The sequence below is a fragment of the Nostoc sp. TCL240-02 genome (genome assembly GCF_013343235.1).
In the GTDB taxonomy this organism is placed as follows: Bacteria; Cyanobacteriota; Cyanobacteriia; order Cyanobacteriales; family Nostocaceae; genus Nostoc.
Window position 1 is genome coordinate 500076 of the sequence record NZ_CP040094.1, and the last position, 21738, is coordinate 521813.

The 21738-nt window shown below is 42.9% G+C and carries 20 protein-coding genes; 11 read left to right on the forward strand and 9 right to left on the reverse strand.

Annotated features, from left to right (window positions below):
• Positions 1 to 191 precede the first annotated feature (191 nt).
• The 3 genes from FBB35_RS02250 to trmD are packed head-to-tail and all read right to left on the reverse strand — an operon-like array spanning position 192 to position 3241.
• Positions 192 to 1988 carry an ABC transporter substrate-binding protein gene (locus tag FBB35_RS02250; protein WP_174708297.1) on the reverse strand — a complete coding sequence of 599 codons (1797 nt, stop codon included), beginning with the start codon at positions 1986 to 1988 and terminating at the stop codon, positions 192 to 194.
• Positions 1989 to 1993: 5 nt separating this feature from the next.
• Positions 1994 to 2476 carry a 2-C-methyl-D-erythritol 2,4-cyclodiphosphate synthase gene (gene ispF / locus FBB35_RS02255; protein ID WP_174708298.1) on the reverse strand — a complete coding sequence of 161 codons (483 nt, stop codon included), beginning with the start codon at positions 2474 to 2476 and terminating at the stop codon, positions 1994 to 1996.
• Positions 2477 to 2524: 48 nt separating this feature from the next.
• Positions 2525 to 3241, reverse strand: coding sequence for a tRNA (guanosine(37)-N1)-methyltransferase TrmD (trmD, locus tag FBB35_RS02260; RefSeq protein WP_174708299.1), 717 nt, complete (start codon positions 3239 to 3241; stop codon positions 2525 to 2527).
• A 538-nt stretch (positions 3242 to 3779) separates the two neighbouring features.
• Between trmD and FBB35_RS02265 the strand changes: the two genes are divergently transcribed.
• Both FBB35_RS02265 and cphA read left to right on the forward strand, forming a co-directional pair.
• Entirely contained in the window at positions 3780 to 4643 is an 864-nt protein-coding gene (locus FBB35_RS02265; protein WP_012412065.1) for a cyanophycinase, read from the forward strand.
• A 427-nt stretch (positions 4644 to 5070) separates the two neighbouring features.
• A complete protein-coding gene (gene cphA, locus FBB35_RS02270; protein ID WP_174713499.1) occupies positions 5071 to 7773 on the forward strand; it encodes a cyanophycin synthetase in 2703 nt (900 codons plus the stop codon).
• A gap of 64 nt (positions 7774 to 7837) precedes the next feature.
• Here cphA and FBB35_RS02275 read toward each other — a convergent pair whose 3' ends face one another.
• From FBB35_RS02275 to FBB35_RS02285, 3 genes are all read right to left on the reverse strand, one after another.
• Entirely contained in the window at positions 7838 to 8011 is a 174-nt protein-coding gene (locus tag FBB35_RS02275) for a twin-arginine translocase TatA/TatE family subunit (RefSeq protein WP_174708300.1), read from the reverse strand.
• A gap of 158 nt (positions 8012 to 8169) precedes the next feature.
• A complete protein-coding gene (locus FBB35_RS02280; RefSeq protein ID WP_174708301.1) occupies positions 8170 to 9216 on the reverse strand; it encodes a hypothetical protein in 1047 nt (348 codons plus the stop codon).
• Positions 9217 to 9409: 193 nt separating this feature from the next.
• Positions 9410 to 10813, reverse strand: coding sequence for a serine/threonine-protein kinase (locus tag FBB35_RS02285; RefSeq protein ID WP_174708302.1), 1404 nt, complete (start codon positions 10811 to 10813; stop codon positions 9410 to 9412).
• Positions 10814 to 10908: 95 nt separating this feature from the next.
• On the opposite strand from FBB35_RS02285, the gene cbiT reads away from it, so the two are divergent.
• On the forward strand, positions 10909 to 11511 hold the full coding sequence (gene cbiT, locus FBB35_RS02290) for a precorrin-6Y C5,15-methyltransferase subunit CbiT (RefSeq protein ID WP_174708303.1): 603 nt from the start codon (positions 10909 to 10911) through the stop codon (positions 11509 to 11511).
• Between the two features lie 258 nt (positions 11512 to 11769).
• Complete coding sequence (locus FBB35_RS02295; RefSeq protein ID WP_174713500.1) at positions 11770 to 12651, forward strand: phosphatidate cytidylyltransferase; 882 nt, start codon at positions 11770 to 11772, stop codon at positions 12649 to 12651.
• 220 nt (positions 12652 to 12871) lie between these two features.
• Here FBB35_RS02295 and FBB35_RS02300 read toward each other — a convergent pair whose 3' ends face one another.
• Entirely contained in the window at positions 12872 to 13588 is a 717-nt protein-coding gene (locus FBB35_RS02300) for a DUF2993 domain-containing protein (RefSeq protein ID WP_174708304.1), read from the reverse strand.
• Between the two features lie 133 nt (positions 13589 to 13721).
• Between FBB35_RS02300 and FBB35_RS02305 the strand changes: the two genes are divergently transcribed.
• The gene (locus FBB35_RS02305; RefSeq protein WP_174708305.1) at positions 13722 to 14480 is read left to right on the forward strand and encodes a pseudouridine synthase; all 759 of its coding nucleotides are present in this window, start codon (positions 13722 to 13724) and stop codon (positions 14478 to 14480) included.
• Positions 14481 to 14509: 29 nt separating this feature from the next.
• The gene (locus tag FBB35_RS02310; protein WP_174708306.1) at positions 14510 to 15322 is read left to right on the forward strand and encodes a RodZ family helix-turn-helix domain-containing protein; all 813 of its coding nucleotides are present in this window, start codon (positions 14510 to 14512) and stop codon (positions 15320 to 15322) included.
• Positions 15323 to 15500: 178 nt separating this feature from the next.
• Here the strand turns inward: FBB35_RS02310 and malQ are convergent, their stop codons facing one another.
• Positions 15501 to 17009 carry a 4-alpha-glucanotransferase gene (gene malQ / locus FBB35_RS02315; protein WP_174708307.1) on the reverse strand — a complete coding sequence of 503 codons (1509 nt, stop codon included), beginning with the start codon at positions 17007 to 17009 and terminating at the stop codon, positions 15501 to 15503.
• Between the two features lie 316 nt (positions 17010 to 17325).
• Here malQ and FBB35_RS02320 point away from each other — a divergent pair, with 316 nt between their 5' ends.
• Positions 17326 to 17757, forward strand: a complete 432-nt coding sequence (locus tag FBB35_RS02320) for an NUDIX hydrolase (protein WP_012412054.1) — start codon at positions 17326 to 17328, stop codon at positions 17755 to 17757.
• 110 nt (positions 17758 to 17867) lie between these two features.
• Here FBB35_RS02320 and FBB35_RS02325 read toward each other — a convergent pair whose 3' ends face one another.
• Positions 17868 to 18176, reverse strand: a complete 309-nt coding sequence (locus tag FBB35_RS02325; RefSeq protein ID WP_174708308.1) for a hypothetical protein — start codon at positions 18174 to 18176, stop codon at positions 17868 to 17870.
• 10 nt (positions 18177 to 18186) lie between these two features.
• Here FBB35_RS02325 and FBB35_RS02330 point away from each other — a divergent pair, with 10 nt between their 5' ends.
• The 4 genes from FBB35_RS02330 to FBB35_RS02345 all read left to right on the forward strand — a co-directional run bounded on the left by FBB35_RS02330 (position 18187) and on the right by FBB35_RS02345 (position 21677).
• Positions 18187 to 18348: a hypothetical protein gene (locus FBB35_RS02330; RefSeq protein WP_174708309.1), complete on the forward strand. Its 162-nt coding sequence runs from the start codon at positions 18187 to 18189 to the stop codon at positions 18346 to 18348.
• Positions 18349 to 18381: 33 nt separating this feature from the next.
• Positions 18382 to 19686 (forward strand): Rid family detoxifying hydrolase, encoded by a 1305-nt coding sequence (locus FBB35_RS35330; RefSeq protein ID WP_174708310.1) that lies wholly within the window; start codon positions 18382 to 18384, stop codon positions 19684 to 19686.
• A 152-nt stretch (positions 19687 to 19838) separates the two neighbouring features.
• A complete protein-coding gene (locus FBB35_RS02340) occupies positions 19839 to 20813 on the forward strand; it encodes a phosphate/phosphite/phosphonate ABC transporter substrate-binding protein (RefSeq protein ID WP_174708311.1) in 975 nt (324 codons plus the stop codon).
• A gap of 129 nt (positions 20814 to 20942) precedes the next feature.
• The gene (locus FBB35_RS02345) at positions 20943 to 21677 is read left to right on the forward strand and encodes a phosphonate ABC transporter ATP-binding protein (protein ID WP_174708312.1); all 735 of its coding nucleotides are present in this window, start codon (positions 20943 to 20945) and stop codon (positions 21675 to 21677) included.
• Positions 21678 to 21738 lie beyond the last annotated feature (61 nt).

Here is a 21738-nt window from a genome sequence, read left to right on the forward strand (position 1 = left end):
TAAACTGTTTGCATAATACACCTCCTGTTCAGTATTGATTGCATAAGGGGAATTGGGGAGTGGGGGGAGGCAGGGGGATGAGGGTGAGAATTATTCAACAAGTCTCTCCCTTGTCTCTCCCCTCTTCCTTGTCCCTCCTATCTCTTATCGATGACCAATTCCCAATTCCCAATTCCCAATTCCCATAAATATTAAGTAGCTTTTTTATCTACTACTTTGAGTTCATAAATATTCCAATTGTAACTTCCTATGGCTGAGTATTTTACGTTCTCAATAGTATTACGCACGGCTACTAAAGCTAGGGAATTAAATAGGTGAATAAAAGGCAGATATTCTTGTGAGAGTTGTTGTGTTTCTGCATAGATAGCTTTGCGTTTTGTTTCATCGAACTCTCTTGCCCCTGCGATGTACAGGTCTTCAATTTTCTGCTCCCAATCGGTAGCTTTCCAACCTACTGTTGGGGATTGTCCGGCTTGAGCTTTTTGATTAAATACATGAAAGTTACCTTCTACAGACCAGACATTGAAACCATCTTGTGGCTCAATACCACCAGTGATGGCTCCATACCAACATTCCCAATCTAGGGTATTAGAAATTTTTTCTCCAATAATACTGAAGTCAAGAAATTGTAAATCAACCTTAATGCCTATCTTGCCAAGATCCTGTTGAATTTTCGGTGTAATTGTTGGTCTATTACCAGCAACAGCCATCATTGTGAAGCGAACTCGATTGCCATCCGCATCCAATAGCTGACCTTGATCATTGTATTTGAATCCTGCTCCCAGTAAAAGTTGTTTAGCTTTTTCTGGATTGTAATCATAAGTTTTTAAACCTTCTTTTGGAGAAAAATAATAGGGACTGGGAACAGAAATTGGAGAGTCTTGTGGTTCACCTAATCCCCGCAAAGTGTTGTTGATCATCGTTTGGCGATCAATAGCGTAGGCGACAGCCTGCCTAAAAGCAACGTTGTTAAAAACACGAGACTTAATGGGATCTACAACAGTCTTGCCATTGCGACTACCTTTATTGAGATTGAAAGTTATAAAACTTGTGCCAGAGTCAGGCCCAGCATTTTTAATAGTAAAGTTACCCCGTTTTTCTTGACGCTTGAGCAATTGAAAATTTCCAGGGCCAATTTCTAGTAAATCTAACCCTCCAGAACGAAATTGAAGTAAAGCTGTATCAGGCGATTCCACAATTTGCCAAATTACACGCTCAATATATGGTAGTTGTTTTCCTTGTGCATCTTTTTTGCGCCAGTAGTAAGGGTTGCGCCGAAATGTTAAGCGTTGATTGGTTGAATAACTCTCGATCGCGTAAGGGCCATTAACAATGATTTTTTTCGGGTCTGTGTCGGTTCCCCAAGTGGACATAAACACTGGCTTACCATCAGAGTTTTTGGCTTCCACTGTGGCACGTAGGGCGTGTTCTGGTAGTATTCCTACCCCTGCTGCAATTGATCGCAAGAAAGGAGAAAACGGTTCTGGCAGAATAAATTCTACTCGGCGATCGTCTACTTTGCGGACTTTGAGAAAAGTCTTACTGCTCCCAATGCGGAGAGCATCTTGGATATAAGTGGGAATGCGCTTGTTCATGTAGATGTCATTAAAAGAGAAAACGACATCATCGGCTGTTAATGGCTGACCATCCGACCACTTCAATCCTTCTCGCAAGGTGAAGACAAACCGCAGTTTATCTGGGGAGATTTCCCAAGATTCAGCCAAAGCTGGCTCAATTTCTTTAGTTATTCCGTTTTGAGTTGCTAATGCTTCATAAGTGAAACCAGAAATATTGGGAGATTCTTGGATGAGGGCGTAGTTAAAGGTTTTAGGGTCAGTGGTAGTAGAAATCACCAGTTGGGGAACTTGTGCAGCTGCGGTTTTAAAGTTAGATGGGTTGCACGCGGTAACTGTAATTGCTGTTGCCGAAGCCAGAATTATTGGTAAGCAAAAACGCTTAATTATGTGAAAAATTGTAGAATATTTCATAATTTTTATTCTTTCAAAAGCAAGACAACAGCATAAGCACATATACCTTCTTTACGTCCAACGGGGCCTAATTTTTCGTTGGTGGTGGCTTTGATGCCAATTTGATTTGGTTCTAATTCTAAAATTGCCGCTAATTTGTCCCGCATATTAACAATATGAGGCTTTAATTTTGGACGTTCTGCTACTACCACCGAGTCAATATTTCCTATCTGCCAGCCTCGATCCCGAATCAATTGATGTACTTGAGTTAATAGTACTAAACTATCTGCCCCCGCCCATTGAGGATCGCTAGGCGGAAAGTAATGACCAATATCCCCCAAAGATAATGCCCCAAGCATGGCATCCATAATCGCGTGCGTTAATACATCAGCGTCACTGTGCCCTAATAAACCCAGTTCATGGGGAATTTGAATTCCACCTAAAATCAAAGCGCGATCGCTCACTAATCGATGGATATCGTAGCCGTTACCAATACGAATTTTTGTCATTTGTTGTTGGTCATTTGTCATTTGTCATTTGTCAGGAGTTAGAAATTATTATTCTCCCCCTACTCCCCTGCTCCCCTGCTCCCCCTGCTTCAATTTCTCCAGGAGGTCAGGGCGGCGATCGCGGGTTTTTTGAATTTGTTGTTCGTAACGCCACCTGGCGATCGCTGCATGATTCCCACTGAGCAAAACATCAGGTACTTTCAAACCGCGAAAATTGGCAGGGCGAGTATATTGGGGATAATCTAATAACCCTTCCTCAAAACTTTCTGCGGTGAGAGACTCAGTTTTGGCCACAGTTCCTGGTATTAGTCGCACTACACCATTAATCAAAGCCATTGCTGGAATTTCTCCGCCAGTCAGAATAAAATCGCCTAGAGATACTTCCCGAGTTACCAAATGCAGCACCCGCTCATCGACTCCTTCGTAATGCCCACAAATAACTACTAGCTGGTCATAATTTGTCACCAATTCTTTCAAAAGAGATTGATTAATTGTTTGACCCTGTGGACTCATCAAAATTATTTCTCTTCGGGGTAGAATCGGCAGCGACTCCACAGCGGTAAAAATCGGTTCTGGCTTCATTAGCATCCCAACGCCGCCGCCGTAGGGTTCATCATCCACCTTTCGGTGCTTATCAGTGGTAAAGTCCCGTGGATTAACCAGATGCACTTCGGCAATCTGTTTAGCTAAGGCTTTACCCAGTAATCCAGAATTGAGAACAGAGTTAAAACAGTCAGGAAAAAGTGTAACTATATCAAAGCGCACAGTTATTCGTATTCAAGGACACTAATCTTAAATTTGGATGTCTAGCAAACACCGCCAAGCCAAGGTCGAGTCAAACTCCAGTCAAACTTTATCAATAGTATCTAAAACTACCAGACCTCTTGGATTTTAGATGGGATCAAAAGTTTTTCTAATTACTTAATTTATGTTTAAATGTTGTCACAACTACATTTAAATTAATAATCATATCAAGTTAACAACTTCCAGGATGCATCGAGCCAGCCTCAGAAAAAAGCGTAGTCTTACCTGCTCATCCCTAGCCCCAGAGGGAGAATCTAGCCCCCTAAAGACTATTTTGCCCTGCTGCAAGTGGACAGGTGAAAAACAAGGCCCTGGCTTTGAGGAATGGGAACAAACACGTTTAGACTGAGGCAACGCGAGCGTTAAGCGAGAATTCGGAGAGTGGCTGCCCAGTTTCAAAACTTCCACAAAGTGTCCTCTCAAAAGTTGCAAAGCGCAAAAATCATCAGCCTTCTGAACCTTGTTAAATTCACCTGAAGTTGTTGACAGGAGAAACAAAATGCCGCAATTACAAGCTAAATCGCTAGAAATGAGGACACCCCAAGCAACTAAAACCGCCGTTCTGGTTATCGGAGGCGCAGAAGACAAAGTTCATGGGCGCGAAATCCTACGAACTTTTTTTGGACGTGCCGGTGCTAGTAAGGCTTATATTACAATTATTCCATCTGCCTCTCGCGAACCTGCCATCATTGGTGGTCGGTACATTCGCATTTTTGAAGAAATGGGTGCCCAAAAGGTAGAGATTTTAGACATCCGCGAACGCGAACAGTGTGAAGCCTCTCAAATCAAAGCATCCTTAGAAGCCTGTAGTGGGGTATTTTTGACAGGAGGAGATCAACTGCGTCTCTGTGGCGTATTGGCAGATACGCCAGCAATGGAAATTATTCGGCAGAGGGTTAGGGCAGGGCAACTGACGTTAGCAGGCACCAGTGCAGGAGCGGCAGTGATGGGGCATCACATGATTGCTGGCGGCGGGAGTGGAGAGTCGCCAAATCGTTCCCTAGTAGATATGGCAACGGGTTTGGGATTTATTCCTGAAGTCATTGTTGATCAACATTTTCACAACCGGAATCGGATGGGGCGGTTGATTAGTGCGATCGCAGCTCACCCCGATCGCTTAGGTATTGGCATTGACGAAGATACTTGTGCAGTGTTTGAACGTGATGGCTGGTTACAAGTTATGGGTAAAGGCAGTGTCACCATTGTCGATCCCACTGAAGCCACCCACACCAACGAACCCCATGTTGGTGCTAATGAACCATTAACCGTGCATAATTTACGTCTCCATATCCTCAGCTACGGCGATCGCTTCCACCTGTACCAGCGCACTGTATTGCCTGCTGTACACCGGATCTCCAGCTGACGGGATAGAGTATCTGAGGTTACACTGAGTTGACCACAAATTTTAGATTTTGGATTTTGCGAAAAGTTGTATGTAAGGAGCGTTTACCGACCTAGCAAACTTTTCAAGACGGATTATAGATTAAAAGAGCTTTTCGGCAGATGCCGCTAGAAAGTGGGTAAAACAAATCTAAAAACCCCTCGATGACTAGTTGACGCTACGCTATCGTAAATCTAAAATTACCAGAGCTAAGTACCCTAATTGTCTCTTTTAATCCAAAATCATAAATCTAAAATCCCAAATCAGTTGACCGCACATTTATTTCTTGTTGTAGAAAAATGATGAGAATACTATGTAAAAAGAAAAAACTGTTTGCAACGAACAGTTTAGCGGTCAATTACAGTATGAAACTAGAATTTTGGTTCCGAATCTCCATCTACCTATTCCCATGAGAATCCTCAAGATCCAGACCTTACGCGGCCCAAACTATTGGAGCATTCGACGCCACAAGCTGATCGTCATGCGCCTCGATTTAGAAACCCTTGCCGAGACGCCCTCGAATGAAATTCCAGGCTTTTATGAAGGACTAGTTGAGGCGCTGCCGAGTCTGGAGGGTCATTATTGTTCGCCTGGCTGTCGTGGTGGTTTTTTGATGCGAGTCAAAGAAGGCACGATGATCGGCCATATCGTAGAACATGTAGCTTTAGAACTCCAGGAATTAGCTGGTATGCACGTCGGCTTTGGTCGCACCCGCGAAACTGCCACACCCGGAATTTATCAAGTAGTAATTGAATACCAAAATGAGGAAGCAGGACGCTACGCTGGACGAGCCGCAGTGCGGCTGTGCCAGAGTATCGTTGATCGAGGCCGTTATCCCAAGGCAGAACTAGAGCAAGATATCCAAGACCTAAAAGACTTCACCCGTGATGCTTCCTTGGGCCCTTCCACTGAAGCGATCATCAAAGAAGCAGAAAAAAGAGGTATTCCCTGGATGTCTCTAGAAGCCCGCTTTTTGATTCAGCTAGGCTATGGCGTGAACCAGAAGCGGATGCAGGCCACAATGACAGACAACACCAGCATTCTGGGTGTAGAACTAGCTTGCGACAAAGAAGCTACTAAACGCATCCTCGCGGCAGCCGGTGCGCCAGTTCCCAGAGGTACAGTAATCAACTTCTTAGACGATTTAGAACAAGCTATTGAATACGTTGGCGGCTATCCCATCGTCCTCAAGCCCTTGGATGGCAATCATGGACGTGGGATCACCATTGACATCAGAACTTGGGAAGAAGCAGAAGCCGGCTACGAAGCAGCTAGACAGGTTTCTCGATCAATTATTGTCGAAAGATATTACGTTGGGCGTGACCATAGGGTATTGGTGGTAAATGGCAAAGTAGTCGCAGTCGCCGAACGCGTACCTGCTCACGTCATTGGCAACGGCAGATCCACTATCTCCGAACTGATTGAGGAAACAAACCTCGATCCAAATCGTGGTGAAGGACATGATAACGTCCTGACCAAGATTGAACTAGATCGCACCAGCTACCAACTCTTAGAAAGGCAAGGCTATACCCTAAATAGCGTTCCACCCAAGGGTACTATTTGTTATCTCAGGGCAACAGCCAACTTAAGTACAGGTGGTAGCGCCGTAGATCGTACTGATGAAATTCACCCAGAAAATCTGTGGTTGGCACAACGGGTAGTCAAGATTATCGGTTTAGATATCGCCGGACTCGATATCGTCACCACAGATATTAGCCGTCCCCTGCGGGAAGTCGATGGCGTAATTGTTGAAGTTAACGCTGCTCCCGGCTTTCGGATGCACGTTGCCCCAAGCGTGGGTATTCCCCGCAACGTCGCTGGTGCAGTGATGGATATGCTGTTCCCCAACGAGCAATCTAGCCAAATTCCTATCCTCAGCATTACTGGTACTAATGGCAAAACCACTACTACCCGATTACTAGCACATATTTATAAACAGACTGGTAAAGTAGTCGGATATACTACAACCGATGGAACGTATATCGGTGATTACTTAGTAGAAGCTGGTGACAACACAGGCCCCCAAAGTGCCCATGTTATTCTCCAAGATCCCACTGTGGAAGTAGCGGTACTGGAAACGGCTCGTGGTGGCATTCTTCGCTCTGGATTGGGCTTTGAAGCCGCAAATGTGGGAGTTGTGTTAAATGTAGCCGCCGACCACTTAGGGATAGGCGATATCGATACCATTGAGCAGTTAGCTAACCTCAAGAGTGTAGTAGCCGAAGCCGTATTCCCTGATGGCTACGCAGTACTTAACGCCGACGATCGCCGTGTCGCCGCTATGTCAGAAAAAACCAAGGCTAATATTGCTTACTTCACCATGAACCCCGACTCGGAATTAGTGCGAAAGCATATCCAAAAAGGTGGAGTAGCCGCAGTCTATGAAAGTGGCTATTTGTCAATTGTTAAAGGTGATTGGACACATCGGATAGAAAGAGCAGAAAATATACCTTTAACAATGGGCGGACGTGCGCCGTTTATGATTGCCAACGCTTTAGCTGCAAGTTTGGCAGCATTCGTGCAAAACGTCACAATTGAGCAGATTCGCTCTGGTTTGAAGACTTTCCGAGCTTCAGTTAGTCAAACGCCGGGACGAATGAATTTATTTAATTTAGGCAACTACCACGCTTTAGTGGACTATGCTCACAACGCAGCTAGTTATGAAGCTGTAGGTTCCTTTGTACGGAACTGGACTACAGGACAACGGATTGGCGTAATTGGTGGCCCGGGCGATCGCCGCGACGAAGATTTTGTGACTTTGGGCAAATTAGCAGCACAAATTTTTGACTACATCATTGTCAAAGAAGACGATGACACACGGGGACGTTTACGGGGTTCCGCCGCCCAATTGATTATTCAAGGCATTACCCAAGTGAAGCCTGATAGCCGCTATGAATCAATTTTGGATGAAACCCAAGCGATTAATAAAGGCTTAGACATGGCTCCTGATAACAGCCTGGTGGTGATTTTACCAGAAAGCGTGACTAGGGCTATTAAGTTAATTAAGCTGCGTGGTTTAGCCAAAGAAGAGACACATCAACAAAATACTACAGCGATCGCTGATTCTCAAAATGGAATCGCACCTTCTTCTGTAGTCAACACACTACTGTAGTCAACAGTCAAGAGTCTCAAGTTCAGCATTTCAAAGTTTTTCACCCTTGACTCTTGACTATTGACTATTGTTTTTCTTCTTCTGAATTAGTTTCATCGCTGGGGGTTTTCATCTCCTCCTTAAAACCTCGTAGGGTTTTGCCTAGTGCAGTGCCCAATTCGGGAATTTTTTTAGGGCCAAAAATTAGAATAGCGACTATGGTAACTACAGCGATTTCTGGCCATCCTAGTCCAAACATATAAATTTCCTCTAAGGCATCTGTAATTAAATATAGACATTGATGGCTCAAATCTGATGATTTAGGGGCAAATAAGAGGTAAGGAAGTAGGGAAGATTACGCCAGGGATTGCGCGTCAGCACAGAGAAACCGCGCAAAGGTTCCTATTATTTTTGAAGTCAAAAGATAAGCTTATCTTTCTTTTGCTTAGGATCTAAAGGTATCAATTCAACCAAGGCAAAGGGAATGATACATAGAGGCCATAAGAAATATTGTAAGAATAGTACTGAATTAAAATACAAAAATATCATCATAATTATTGTGGAAGATACAAACATGCTCACCTTTTCTTTCAGGAAACTTAGGTAAAGCATTCCCATCAGGAATAGCATGAGAAACTTGGCTCTTAATCCTACAATCCAGGTGAATTTTTTAGAAAAAATAACATCGACGGAGGGTGCATCCCCTATATGCAAACTTTCTAAGCGTGTTGCTGAGAATAAGATGGATTTGAAAAAACCTTCAGCATTCCAAATCAGAAAAGGTAATGATGTCAAAAGAGGAATGCTTAAAATAATAAAAAATCCCCAAACTAAATTTTTAGTCTGCTGATTTTCTGCTCCATTTTTCCAAAGGTAGATGAGATACAAAGGCAGCAGGAATATTGCAATCTGCTTAATTCCCAAAGAGATACTAAACAGAAGTAAAGAAAGTTTAGTTTTCTCTTTCAAAATGACTAAAGACAATAGTAAAAAAAATATCGCCGCAAATTCCAGGTGGTGAACACGTACTATATAGATACTCCAGCGACCTAATAAGAGAATTGTAGAGGCTACAAAGCCAAGTATCCATAAACCTCGTATCTGAAAATATCTCAATGTTAAGGCAACGATACCAATATGGAAGGCAAAAGAAATAGGTCGCCACAAATATAACCAATCACGAAAATCTCGGAAACCAAGCTTTTGAACTAGCGCAGAGAAAAGGTATGCAAGTGGAAAATAAGTTGCATATTTATCATTGACCCTCATGTCACCTAACAAAACCCTAGCATAAGGATTTTCTCCAGTAATAATCCTTTTACCTTCCAACCAAATAAAGTAAATATCATCCCCCTTTAAAGAATCGGGAGGCGTTAGCCAGAATTTAATATGTATTAACAAACCCGCAAAAACCAGGGGTAGAAGTAGAAGCCAATATTTTTTATCCCATCTATATGTTGACATGGTGAATTATTTGAAAATTAAGTTAGTCAATAGGATGACGAATTCTACTTTGGTGTTGTTCACCAGTCTTTCAATCGGGAGATTTACCTCGGAGTTTTGGCTACCGAGTAGGAGTATAAATTAATTAATTTAGGTCAAATATGGTTGCAGCAAAATTGAATACATTGAACAAAGAAAGCGATCGCTAGCTCGACTAACTTCCCATTGGCTTGGTAATTGGCAAACCCAACCAATCACTTAATTCATGAGCTAACCATTCAAGTTCTACTTCGGATTTAATACCGATATCGTTTCCACCAAGCTGATATTTTTGTACTCCTGAGCAAATATATAATTGTGCTGGAACGGCAATTCTAGTGTCATCAGAATTTTTAGTAAAATGTTTGGGAATGTAAACTAACTTATTAATACTTTGCCTTGACGATGCACGGGGGCGATAAAATTTCCAGCTAAACAATTCCCAACTTAGGGTAATTTGTTCTGCATTCAGGCGTAAGCAGATTCGTCCACATAAATGAAAGAGAAGTTTATACACCATGAGAAAGCCAGCACCCCAAAAAGGAAGTGAGAACAAAGCAAAGGGGATGTTGACAGGAAAAGGGACCGAAAGAGCGCTAACTGTCCAAAGTAGGATAAATGAATTCCAGACGATCGCAAATAAACCTGTGAATATTATTGATGGATCAAAACCAGATGGTGGAACGATAATTTCTAGAGAATCCCCATTTTTGGTTAATTGAATCTTACTCCCATCTGGTTTATCTACAACCAAAGTAGGCAAGTTTGTCGTTTGTGGTTTGTCTAAAGCTGCAATCGCACCAGCAGCAGAATTAAAACGCCTTTCTAAACTGGGTTCAGTCATTTGCTGCAACCAGCGAGTCAATTTAGGACTCACATTAGCTACCTGTTCAAACTGAATCCGAAAATCCTTTTGGGGTAAATCGGCTGGATGAGTACCCGCCACTAAATAAATTAAAGTTGCACCTAAGCTATAAAGATCGGAAGCCGGAACCGTGCGTCCGCCAAATTGCTCCTGTGGCATATACCCATAGCTTCCCACCACAGTCCTAGTTCCACCTTCAGTAGCGAGGATAGTTTGCACCGAGCCAAAATCTACTAGGTAAACTTGACCAACACTGTTACCAGAACGCTCTCCCAATAAAATATTGCTAGGCTTAATATCACGATGGATAACAGGCGGATATAGCCCATGTAGGTAAATGAGAATTTCTAAAAGTGCTTTGGCTATCTCTTTGACTTCCACTTCGGTAAAAGTCCGGCCAGATTGGATGTATTGCTCTAAAGTTTTTGCTGGGATATAACTTTGTACTAGGGCAAATCCTTTGATGGCGGGTGAATTTACCTCAAAATAGTCTAAATAGCGAGGTATTAAGGGATGTGACAAAGATTTTAGAGTTTCAGCTTCTCGCTCAAACAGCTTGAGTGAATCCCATTCAAAGTCACTACTAAAAGAGAGTAACTTAATAACAACTAATTTCTGAGTGTTCCAATCACGAGCTACCAGCGTCCGTCGCCCTGCTTTTTTGCCTAATAGCTGCTGAACTTGATAGCGTTCGCCTAATATTTCACCAATCATTATGGTTTCTTATAATGCTACGTTTGAAAAGTTTTTATAGCTTATGACTTTTCAATTTCGGCAAATCCATATCTTTAGTATAATTGCGTAATTCTATGCCCTCCCAACTTTGGCCTTATATTACCCCTGGTATTCCTGATGAACTGTTCGAGCATTTGCCAGGAATTCCCCTGAGTCAGCGAGAAGTCCGGCTACTGTTAATTGCCCAACTGCGACTAACATCAGATTCTGTATTGTGGGATATTGGCGCAGGGACAGGTACAATTCCTGTAGAAGTTGGGCTATTGTGTCCAAAGGGTCAAATTATTGCTATAGAAAGGGATGAAGAAGTAGCTAACCTGATCAAGCGGAACTGCGATCGCTTTGATGTGAAAAACGTCGAAGTTATTGAAGGTAGTGCTCCAGAGTGTTTACATGACCTCAAGGTTGCTCCTCACCGCGTTTGCATTGAGGGAGGAAGACCTATCCAGGATATTCTGCAAGCAGCATGGCATTATTTGCCACCATCCGGTCGGGTTGTAGCTACAGCTGTTAATCTAGAAAGTCTGTATGCTATTTCTCAAAGCTTTTCTCTGTTAAGAGCTAGAAATATCGAAGTTGTTCAGTCTGCGGTTAACCGCTTAGAGACACGCGGCTTTTCTCAAACCTTTACCGCCGTTGATCCCATTTTTATTCTTAGTGGTGAGAAACTGGATTAGAGAATGGGGAAGAAGGAAGGGAGCAGGGAGCAGGGGGACAGGGGGAGATGAGGGGGACAAGAAGGACAAGGAAGACAAGGGGGACAGGGAGGACATGGAGGATAAGGGGAGAATTATTTAACAAGTCTCTCCCCTATCTCCCCCCTCTTCCTTGTCCCCCCTATCTCTTATCAATTCCCAATTCCCAATTCCCAATTCCCAATGCCCAATTCCCAATGCCCAATGCCCAATGCCCAATGCCCAATATTTAATACTTCTATGCCTTGGTCTCGGATTATTAGTGGAATTGTTGCGATCGCTCTTGCTCTTTCTGTTACCCTTTTGGGTGGCTGGTACTTTACCATCATGTTTGCGGTTGTCATCTTTTTGGGTCAACAGGAATATTTTAATTTGGTGCGAGCCAGAGGCATCGCTCCCGCCGCTAAAACCACTATGGCTGTCAGCCTAGTTTTGCTAGTAATTTGTACCATTGATGGCAGTTTAGCTGACGCTGTGATGCCCTTAGCTGGCACACTTATCTGTTTTTACCTGTTATTTCAGCCCAAATTTGCCACGATCGCTGATGTTTCTGCTTCTATAATGGGGCTATTTTACGTAGGTTATTTACCGAGTTACTGGGTGCGATTACGAGCAATTGATAGTGCCGTTTTTAGCAATTTACCTTTCGGGGGTTACTGGCCTACAACTTGGACAGACTTCTGGGAAAAGGCAAGTTCTGCTTCTTTACCACAAGGTTTTACAGCAACAATGCTGACTTTTTTGTGTATTTGGGCAGCCGATATTGGTGCTTATACCATTGGCAAATTCTTTGGGAAAACCCGTCTGTCTGAGATTAGCCCGAAGAAAACTGTAGAAGGTGCTGTATTTGGCATTACTTCAAGTGTTGCTGTAGCCATAGCAGGAGCCTATTATCTCCACTTGCCCAGATCCTTGTTGACTGGTTTAGCATTGGGTTTGTTGATTGGCATTGCTAGTCTTTTAGGGGATCTTACCGAGTCTATGCTCAAGCGGGATGCTGGAGTTAAAGATTCCGGACAATTAATTCCCGGTCACGGTGGTATTTTAGACCGTACTGATAGTTATATTTTTACAGCACCTTTGGTTTATTATTTTGTGACACTACTGTTGCCGCTACTATAGAGCTTTTGGGTTGAGTTCACAAGAGGCATGGGGAAGGAGGAAGGGAGACAAGGGGGACAAGGGGGACAAGGGGGAATTATTGAACAAGTCTCCCCCTTCTCCTTGTCTCCCTTATCTCTTCTTCATACCCCCTGATCCTTTTGCTCTTGTTCTCATCATGCTTTGAGAGGCGCTACGTCTATTTAAAATAGGGTATTACTATTTTTTAATTTTTCACGATCTAAGGATTAACGTTAATCTGCCCTCTACAAACCAGTTTGCCTGGGATCAACGTTAGTTCTTGGATATCGACATCTGAGCCAAGATCCAAATTGTACTCATGATTGTCGTCTAATATATCTCCATCGTGGGGCTTGATTTTTATTTGTGTCAGTTGCAACTCATGCCCACTAAGTAACTGTAAGCCGCCCAGACAAATCTCTAGAGGCATTGTTTCTGTATTGGTTACTCTCAAGCCTCGCAGTATAATTTGATTGTTATCAAGGATAATTTCTTGCCAGTTTATTGGTTGTGACTTGGGGAAATTTGTTGGTAAAACCTTAACCAGCAAATCGCTCAAAGCAGTTGATAATAAGTCAGATGAGAGAGAAGTATTCAAATCATTCTCGTCTACGATCAAATCGCCAACCACTGATACTGTTTCTAACAGCCGTAATGGCTTTCCCTTAAGTACGGAACCAATGTTTATCTGAATATTTTCTGCCGTTAATTGAATTTGTGTAATTAGGAGACCTTGATAAACTGCATGAGTAGCAAAAATAGATACCAAGGGGATACGCCCAGATAGAAGTTGGCGATCGCTTGCTTTAATCTCCACTTCTAATTCTGATATTTGGCTCACTTGCGCTCTTAACCAGAGCTTTAGGGCTTTTGTGAGTACCTGCGTAATTATGCGGATTTTATTTGCATTTGTCGTTTGAGAATTTTGCTCTGGCATCTAAGCAATCTGTTTATGAGTGTTTGCTCAACAGCTGGACAGAAATTAAACAAGTCTTAAATGTAACATTTATGCCTACTCGCTACAAAATGCAAATATCATTTAATTGTTAACAGTAAATAAGCAATTCCAGATGGAGGAACGGTTACAAAAAATTCTTGCTCAATGGGGCATCGCCTCACGTCGTGAAGCTGAAGAAATGATTAGGCACTCACGGGTGCAAATCAATGGGGAATTGGCACATTTGGGTCAAAAGGTTGATCCCCAAAAAGATGCGATCGCAATTGATGGTAAAACTGTATCCGAAAAGCAGCGTCCGGCTTTAATATATCTATTGCTACATAAACCTGCGGGAGTAGTTTCGACTTGCTACGACCCTCACCGAAGAACAACAGTCCTGGATCTACTACCGAAAAAATTACGGGAGGGTTCAGGTATTCACCCTGTTGGGCGTTTAGATGCAGACTCAACGGGAGCATTAATCCTTACAAATGACGGAAATCTGACATTTGGACTAACCCATCCCCGCCACAGCATTTCCAAGACATATCATGTTTTGGTCAAAGGACATCCCCCAGAAGCAGTACTGCAAATGTGGCGTGAGGGTGTGGTGTTAGAGGGTAGAAAAACCAGAGCTGCTAAGGTACACCTAATAGAACATCGTGCCGAACAAAGCTTTTTAGAAATAGTGTTGCAGGAGGGAAGAAATCGCCAAATCCGCCGGATAGCTCAACAGTTAGGATACCCAGTAATCAAGCTGCATCGAACTGCTATCGGCCCAATTCAATTACAAACTCCAAAAGAACCCTTATTGTCAGAGGGTAAATATCGTTCCCTCAACGATCATGAAATTCGCTTTTTGCAAGATCAGATAACGCAACCTAATTATTGATTCAGTGGATTTAAGGAGTGTCAGTAGGCATGAAATGGCTAAGAAAGAAAAATAATCACCAGCCATCGCTTTCATTAGAGCAACAACGAACCGAAAAGTTGGCAGAATTGGGCGCTCAACTTTGGGCTTTGCGTCAAGAAAAGGGTCTATCTCTAGAGCAAGTGGTTGTATTAACCAGAATTCCTCAACGATTATTGCAGGCGATCGAAGAAGGTAATATAAACGATCTCCCAGAACCAGTCTATATTCAGGGTTTGATCAGGCAATTTGCCGATGCTCTAGGCTTGAATGGAGTTGAATTTTCTGGCACTTTTCCCATCAGTTCTGCACAATTAAACCCTCAAGGTATGGGGAATACTTCACCCATTAATCAACTACGTCCAATTCATCTTTACTTTCTTTACATATTGCTAATTGTATGCTCAGTAAATGGGTTGTCTCAGTTATTAAATAACGCAGTACTACAAGCAAGCAATAGCCAAAACCAACTATACCCAAAACAAAAATCCATTGTTAACCCAGAGCCAAACCAACCAAAAGATTCCCTAAAAGTTCAACCTGTCAGTAATCCCCATGACGGCGGACAAGAGGAACAGGTTGTACAAATTGGTGTCACTTTGAAAGCGTCATCTTGGATTCGCGTCATAGCCGATGGTAAAACCGAGTTTGAGGGTATTCTTCCAGAGGGAACTCACCGGATTTGGAAAGCTCAAGAGCAACTGACAGTGAAAACTGATAATGCTGGTGGTGTGTTGATGAGCGTCAATCAGGAGAAAGCTAAGGAAATGGGAGAGCCAGGGAAAGAGGAAGAAGTTAGGATTGCTGCCAAGCCTAAGTTTTGAGATAAGGGAGAAATAAATTCAAAATATTACCCCTTACAGGCAAGCAAACTACGCGCAGCGTCTCGCAGACAATAAAAAGACTAGTGGAGATGAGAGGCATGAGGAGGACAAGGAAGACAAGGAGGCATTTACTCCTCCCTCTTCCTTGTCTCCCTTGTCTCCCTCATCTCCCCACTCCTTAATTTTGTTGTGGGGCGCGTCCATTAAGTCTGGTAAGAACTTTTAAGCGATCGCGTAATTCATCTCTCAACGCTTCTGCTTGATAGCGCCACCCCCAGTTACCCTCAGCAGTACTAGGAAAATTCATCCGCGCTTCGTTTCCTAATCCCAAAACATCTTGCAAAGGAATAATCGCTTGATTAGCTATAGAACTCAAAGCTAGGCGAATTAAATCCCATTGGATGCCTTCAGGACTAATAGAACCTAAATAAAGCCATAAGTTATGCTTTTCGTTGTCATTAGCTGAATTGAACCAGCCTACAGTTGTGTCATTATCGTGAGTGCCGGTATAAACTACAGCATTTCGCGGGTAATTGAATGGTAAGAATGGATTTTCCGGATCGGAACCAAAGGCAAACTGTAAAACCTTCATTCCCGGAAATTCATACTTGTCTCGGAGCGCTTCTACCTCTGGTGTAATTACTCCCAAATCTTCTGCCAAGACGGGTAGCTTGCCCAACTTCTCCCTAATCACTGCAAAAAAAGCGTCTCCAGGTGCTTCCACCCATTTACCATTCATGGCAGTTTCTTCGCCTTTGGGTACTGACCAATATGCCTCAAAGCCTCGGAAGTGGTCAATGCGAATTATATCAACATAATCTAGCATTGCTTCAAAGCGTTGCACCCACCATTTAAAGTCTTGTTTTTGCAATTCCTCCCAGTTATAAACTGGGTTGCCCCACAATTGACCGGTGGCGCTAAAGTAATCTGGTGGGACTCCTGCCATTTGAGCAGCAACTCCAGTCTCTTCGTCTAAGCAAAAGATGTCGGGATGTGCCCACACGTCAGCACTATCGTGAGATACGTAAATAGGGATATCACCAATAATGTCAATACCGCGCATGTTGGCGTAGCTTTTCAGGTCTGACCACTGCCGGAAAAACTCAAATTGGACGAACTTGTAATAAAAAATATCTCCGTTGAGCCGATCCTCTGCTTGAGCTAATGCTTCGGGTTTACGCTTGACGAATTCTGCTTCCCATGTATGCCAGCTTGCACCATTATGGTCATCTTTCAGCGCCATAAATAAGGCGTAATTATCTAGCCAGTAGGCTTTGCTGTCGCAAAAACCTTCAAACTCTTTCTGCTGGATAGGCGTAGCATTGGATCTAAAGTTTTCACAGGCTTTTTTGAGTAGCCCAATCTTAATTGGCACAACCTGGTCGAAGTCTACCTTTTCTACCGGAAATCCTGGTAAATGAGCAAAGTCTTCTTCAGATAGCAAACCCTCATCTCGCAGTTTTTCTGGGCTAATCAGCAGGGGATTTCCTGCCATTGCCGAGTAGCACATATACGGTGAATTACCGTATCCAGTGGGGCCTAGGGGTAAAACTTGCCAATATTGTTGATGGGTATCTTTGAGAAAATCAATAAAGCGATAGGCTTCTAAGCCTAAATCTCCAACGCCAAATCGACTGGGAAAGGATGTAGGATGCAGCAAAATACCACTGGATCTAGGAAAAGGCATAAGTAACCTGAATTATGAGAAGGAGCAATTGTTTGATGCACACGCTACGCGATTGCCCAAGGGGCAGTGGCAAAGCCAACGCATCGAATTTATCATGGAACAGTATTTGCACGGTAAATCAAGTAAACTCATTTTGTTTGTCATTTGTCCTTTGTCATTTGTCCTTTGTGAATAACTAATACTTCTCTAACGAGAGGCTACGCCAACGACTACGCGGTAGTTGAATCTCGACTTCGCTCGATTTCCGCGCAGTCGAAACTCAGTACAAGTGACGAATGACTAATGACTGATGACCAATGACCAATGACTCATAAATATGACTTACCGAAATCCTGCACCGACAGTTGATATCATCATTGAACTAGTAGATCGACCTCATCGGCCAATAGTGTTAATTGAAAGACATAATCTACCTTTAGGTTGGGCTATTCCTGGTGGGTTTGTAGATTATGGGGAAGCCGTGGAAGTGGCGGCCCGTCGAGAAGCTGAGGAAGAAACGGGTTTACAGGTGGAATTAGTTGAACAATTACTGGTGTATTCTGACCCCAATCGCGATCCGCGTCAGCATACGATTAGCATTGTGTTTTTGGCGACAGCTACGGGGGAACCCAAGGCTGGGGATGATGCCAAGGGTGTAGGAATTTTTGAGTATTGGTGTGTGCCTGGTAATTTATGTTTTGACCACGATCGCATTCTGCGCGATTATTGGCGGTATCGGCATTATGGGATACGTCCGAGGTTGGGATAAGAGGAACGAACCGCAGAGGCGCAGAGAGAAGAGGGGAGGAGAATATCTGGAATTCTCTAGCATACGGAAATTCGTTGGTGTTGGGAAAATGTCAAAGCCAAGATTCTAAACTAAAATTCAGCCTGGGAACGGGTTTTGTAAACTAGCTGTAAGCACTCTTCAAAGTCATCTCCTTGCCAAGTTCCGGTAAATTTTAGCAAGTCTTCTGCTTTAGAGGCTCTAAGAATTGGTGTTGCTTCCTTTATTTCCGGTTTCGTTTGATGATTGGAAGTATCATCATTTTTTTCCGTTGACAGGTCAAGAGATATTTCCTCGGTTGTTGGTTTTGTCTTGAGAAAACGTAAAAAATCCAGTGTTTCAGCTAGTAGAACATCTGAGGATGATTCAATTTGTTGGAGCAGTATTTCTTTAATATTCATCAATGATCTTTTGCAGTTTGTTGTAACAGTATTATACGAGTGCGATCGCAATGCTGACTTGATGGCATTATGCGATACGTCTGAGGTTGGGGTAAGAGGAACGAACCGCGAAGGACGCAAAGGACGCGAAGGCAGAGGGGAGAAGAATACCTATGACACAAAGTTTTTGTGATTATACTGTGTCAGTGGTATTTAAAGGTGCATTATGGACGCTGAAGAACTGTTAGAAAAATACGCAGCAGGAGGGCGGCAGTTTACTAAAAATCGCCAAGGCATAGACCTTAAAGGTGCAAACCTAAGTGATATAGATCTATCTAAGGCAAATTGGAATGGAGCAGATTTGAGTGACGCAAACCTGACTATGGCGAAACTTAATAGCACTAGCCTCAGTAAAGCATCTTTAACAAATGCAAATTTGAGTGGGATAGAGGGTTCTTCAATCAATCTTAGTTGGGCAGACCTTAATGGTGCTGACTTAAGTTGGTCAACTTTGAGTAGCGCAAATTTGAATTATGCAAACTTAGAACAGGGCAACCTGACAAATGTAGACCTAAGTAGTGCAACAATGATTTATGCAAACTTAGATATAGCAAATTTATGTGGAGCAAATCTTAGTAGTGCAGACCTGACTGCGGCTTCCTTAGCTGAAGCTAATCTCAGTAAAGCTAATTTAACTAAGGCAGACTTGGGTGAGGCGTACTTAATTGGAGCAAACTTAACTTTGGCAAACCTAACTGAGGCAATATTGCAAAGTGCCAAACTTCAAAGAAATATATTTCATAGAGCATATTTGCACAAAGTTGATCTCTCAGGCATGAATTTGGCTGGTATAGATTTTACAGCAGCATCTCTTCAAAGTACAAACCTTAAAAAAGTATTTCTCCAAGGAGCGAATTTAGAAAAAGCCAATATGCGATGGGCAAATTTAATCCAGGCAAATTTAGATGGAGCAAATTTGAGAAGGGCTGATTTAACTGGAGCAGATATCTATGGGGCAACTTTTAAAGATGCAGACCTGACTGGTGCGATAATGCCAGATGGAGAAGTCTATAAACCGATCGCAGCTGAAGCAGAAATCGGTAAACAGGAAACATCGTTAAAGAAAGTAATATCTATGACCCGTAAAGTAATTAATACTGATAACGCACCCGCACCAGTGGGCCCTTATAATCAAGCGATCGCAGCTTCAGGTCAATTTCTATTTATCGCTGGACAAGTTGCCATCGATCCCCGCCTTGGTGATGTCGTCTACACTGATGATGTCAAAAAGCAAACTGAGCAAGTATTAGCTAATCTTGAAGCCATCCTCACGGCCGCCGGGGCGACTTTTCAAGACGTGGTGAAGACCACTGTATTTTTAGCTGATATGAATGATTTCGCGGCGGTGAATGCCATTTATGCTAAATATTTCCCGGAAAATACTGCCCCAGCGCGGGCTTGTGTGCAGGTATCGCGTTTACCTAAAGATGTGTTGGTAGAAATTGATGCGATCGCTGTAATTAACGGTTAGTACCACTACACTCATAAAAAAAGCCTACAACTCTGCAAACAAACTAGGCTTTGTTATTGACTTTTGTTCTTAAAAGCTATAAATATTTTTTAGGGGTTAATTGCAATTAATTAGCAAAAGAACTAAGAAAACTTCCTAATGGAGAGTTGCAAATGAGTGTGAAGAAAAAGAGCTTATTGGGCGCTGGCGCGGCATTTGCAGTGCTTACAGGTCTAGTAGTCAGCACAGTAGGGGCTATGCAGGCAACGATCGCCAACCCCACTGCTAATCAACAAACACCACGCTTACTTGCCCAAGGGTTGAAGACTTTAACGATAGTTTTTCCCAGTCGTGCTGATTCTACAGACTTGCAAAATAAGGCAAATGCAGTAGGAGCTTTTTTATCGAAAGAGTTAGGAATTCCAGTCGTCGCCCAAGTTGGTGATGATACAGCTGCTGTGGAAGCTTTGAGAGCAAATCGGGCTGATGTCGCTTTTTTAAGTAGCCGTCCAGCTTTGAAAGCAAAACAATTAGCAAATGCCAGCTTGTATCTAGCCGAAGTTCGTTCCACTTATTCTGGCAGATATACTTATAGCTCAACATTTGTTGTCCCCAAGAATAGTCCCCTCAAAACTCAAAATTCAACTAAAGCCACTTTAGAACAACTACGGGGCAAAAGAATTGCTTTTACTTCCCCTACTTCTGGCTCTGGGTTTATTATCCCTGTCGCTGAGTTGGTCAAACAGAAATTTGTACCCAACCGCGATCGCTTAGATGATTTCTTTGGTCAAGTTTCTTACGGCGGCAATTACAGCAAAGCCTTGCAAGCAGTTGTGCGTGGTCAAGCTGATGTGGCTGTTGTGTCAGAATATGCCCTGAATCCACCTTATATCACCGCCCAAGAGAAGAATCAGTTACGGGTTCTGCACAAAATTACTGGTGTACCTGCCCACGGTATTGCCATTGATAATGATGTTCCAGCCCCAACACGGGAAAAAATCATCAACGCTTTACTGAAATTAAATCAGTCGCAAAATAATAAGTTGTTAAGCGACTTGTATAATTCCACAGAATTAGTCCGAGTTGACCACGATCGTCACCTAGCAACTATCCGTGAGGCTCTACAAATCGCTGGCATTGAACCATAATTCAGAATTCAGAATTCAGAATTCACCAATCTTGACACTCTCTACGAGACGCGGCGCTATCCGCGTTTTCGGTCAAAGTTCATTCTGATTCCTGACTCCTGACTACTGAATTCTGTTCAATAAATTTCTATGAATGATTATGTTATTGAGTGTCATAACCTAGAGACAGCTTATGCTCCTTCTCTCAATCGTCCTATTCTCAATGGGATTAATTGCCAGATTAAACGCGGTGAATTTGTCGTTTTGCTGGGGCTAAATGGTGCTGGTAAGTCTACCTTACTGCGATCGCTAGTTGGATTAGTGCCATCAGCCAGAGGAGAATTGCTCGTCAATAATGTTGAGATGAATTCCCGAACGCTGCCAAAAATTCGGCGCGATATTGGGATGTTATTTCAAGGTGGCGGATTGATTCGGCAGTTATCAGCACTGGAAAATGTCTTGTCCGGATGCCTTGGTAAAAGAACAACTTGGCAAACATTGTTGGGATTTTCCAAACGCGATCGCATTTTGGCTCTAGAGTTACTAGAACAGTTAGGACTCGGAGAGTTAGCTTTTCAAAAAACCAGTCAATTAAGTGGGGGACAGCAACAACGAGTAGCCATCGCTCGGACTTTAATTCAATCACCGCAAATTCTTTTAGTCGATGAACCCATCACTGGGTTAGATGTTGTAGCATCCCAACAAGTTATGCAAACTCTATCCCAATTGCACACTCAGCAAGGTATGACTATTGTTGCAGTTTTGCACGATTTGGGAATCGCAGAAAAATACGCCCAAAAAGCGATCGTCTTAGATGCTGGACGCGTCGTTTATCAAGGATTTTGTGACAACTTACAAGCTCAATTTGCTAAAGTTTCCGCTTGAGTGGGATTTGATTTCACAAAAAAGACGCGATGAATCGCCGTCTCTACAATAATCAATCTTT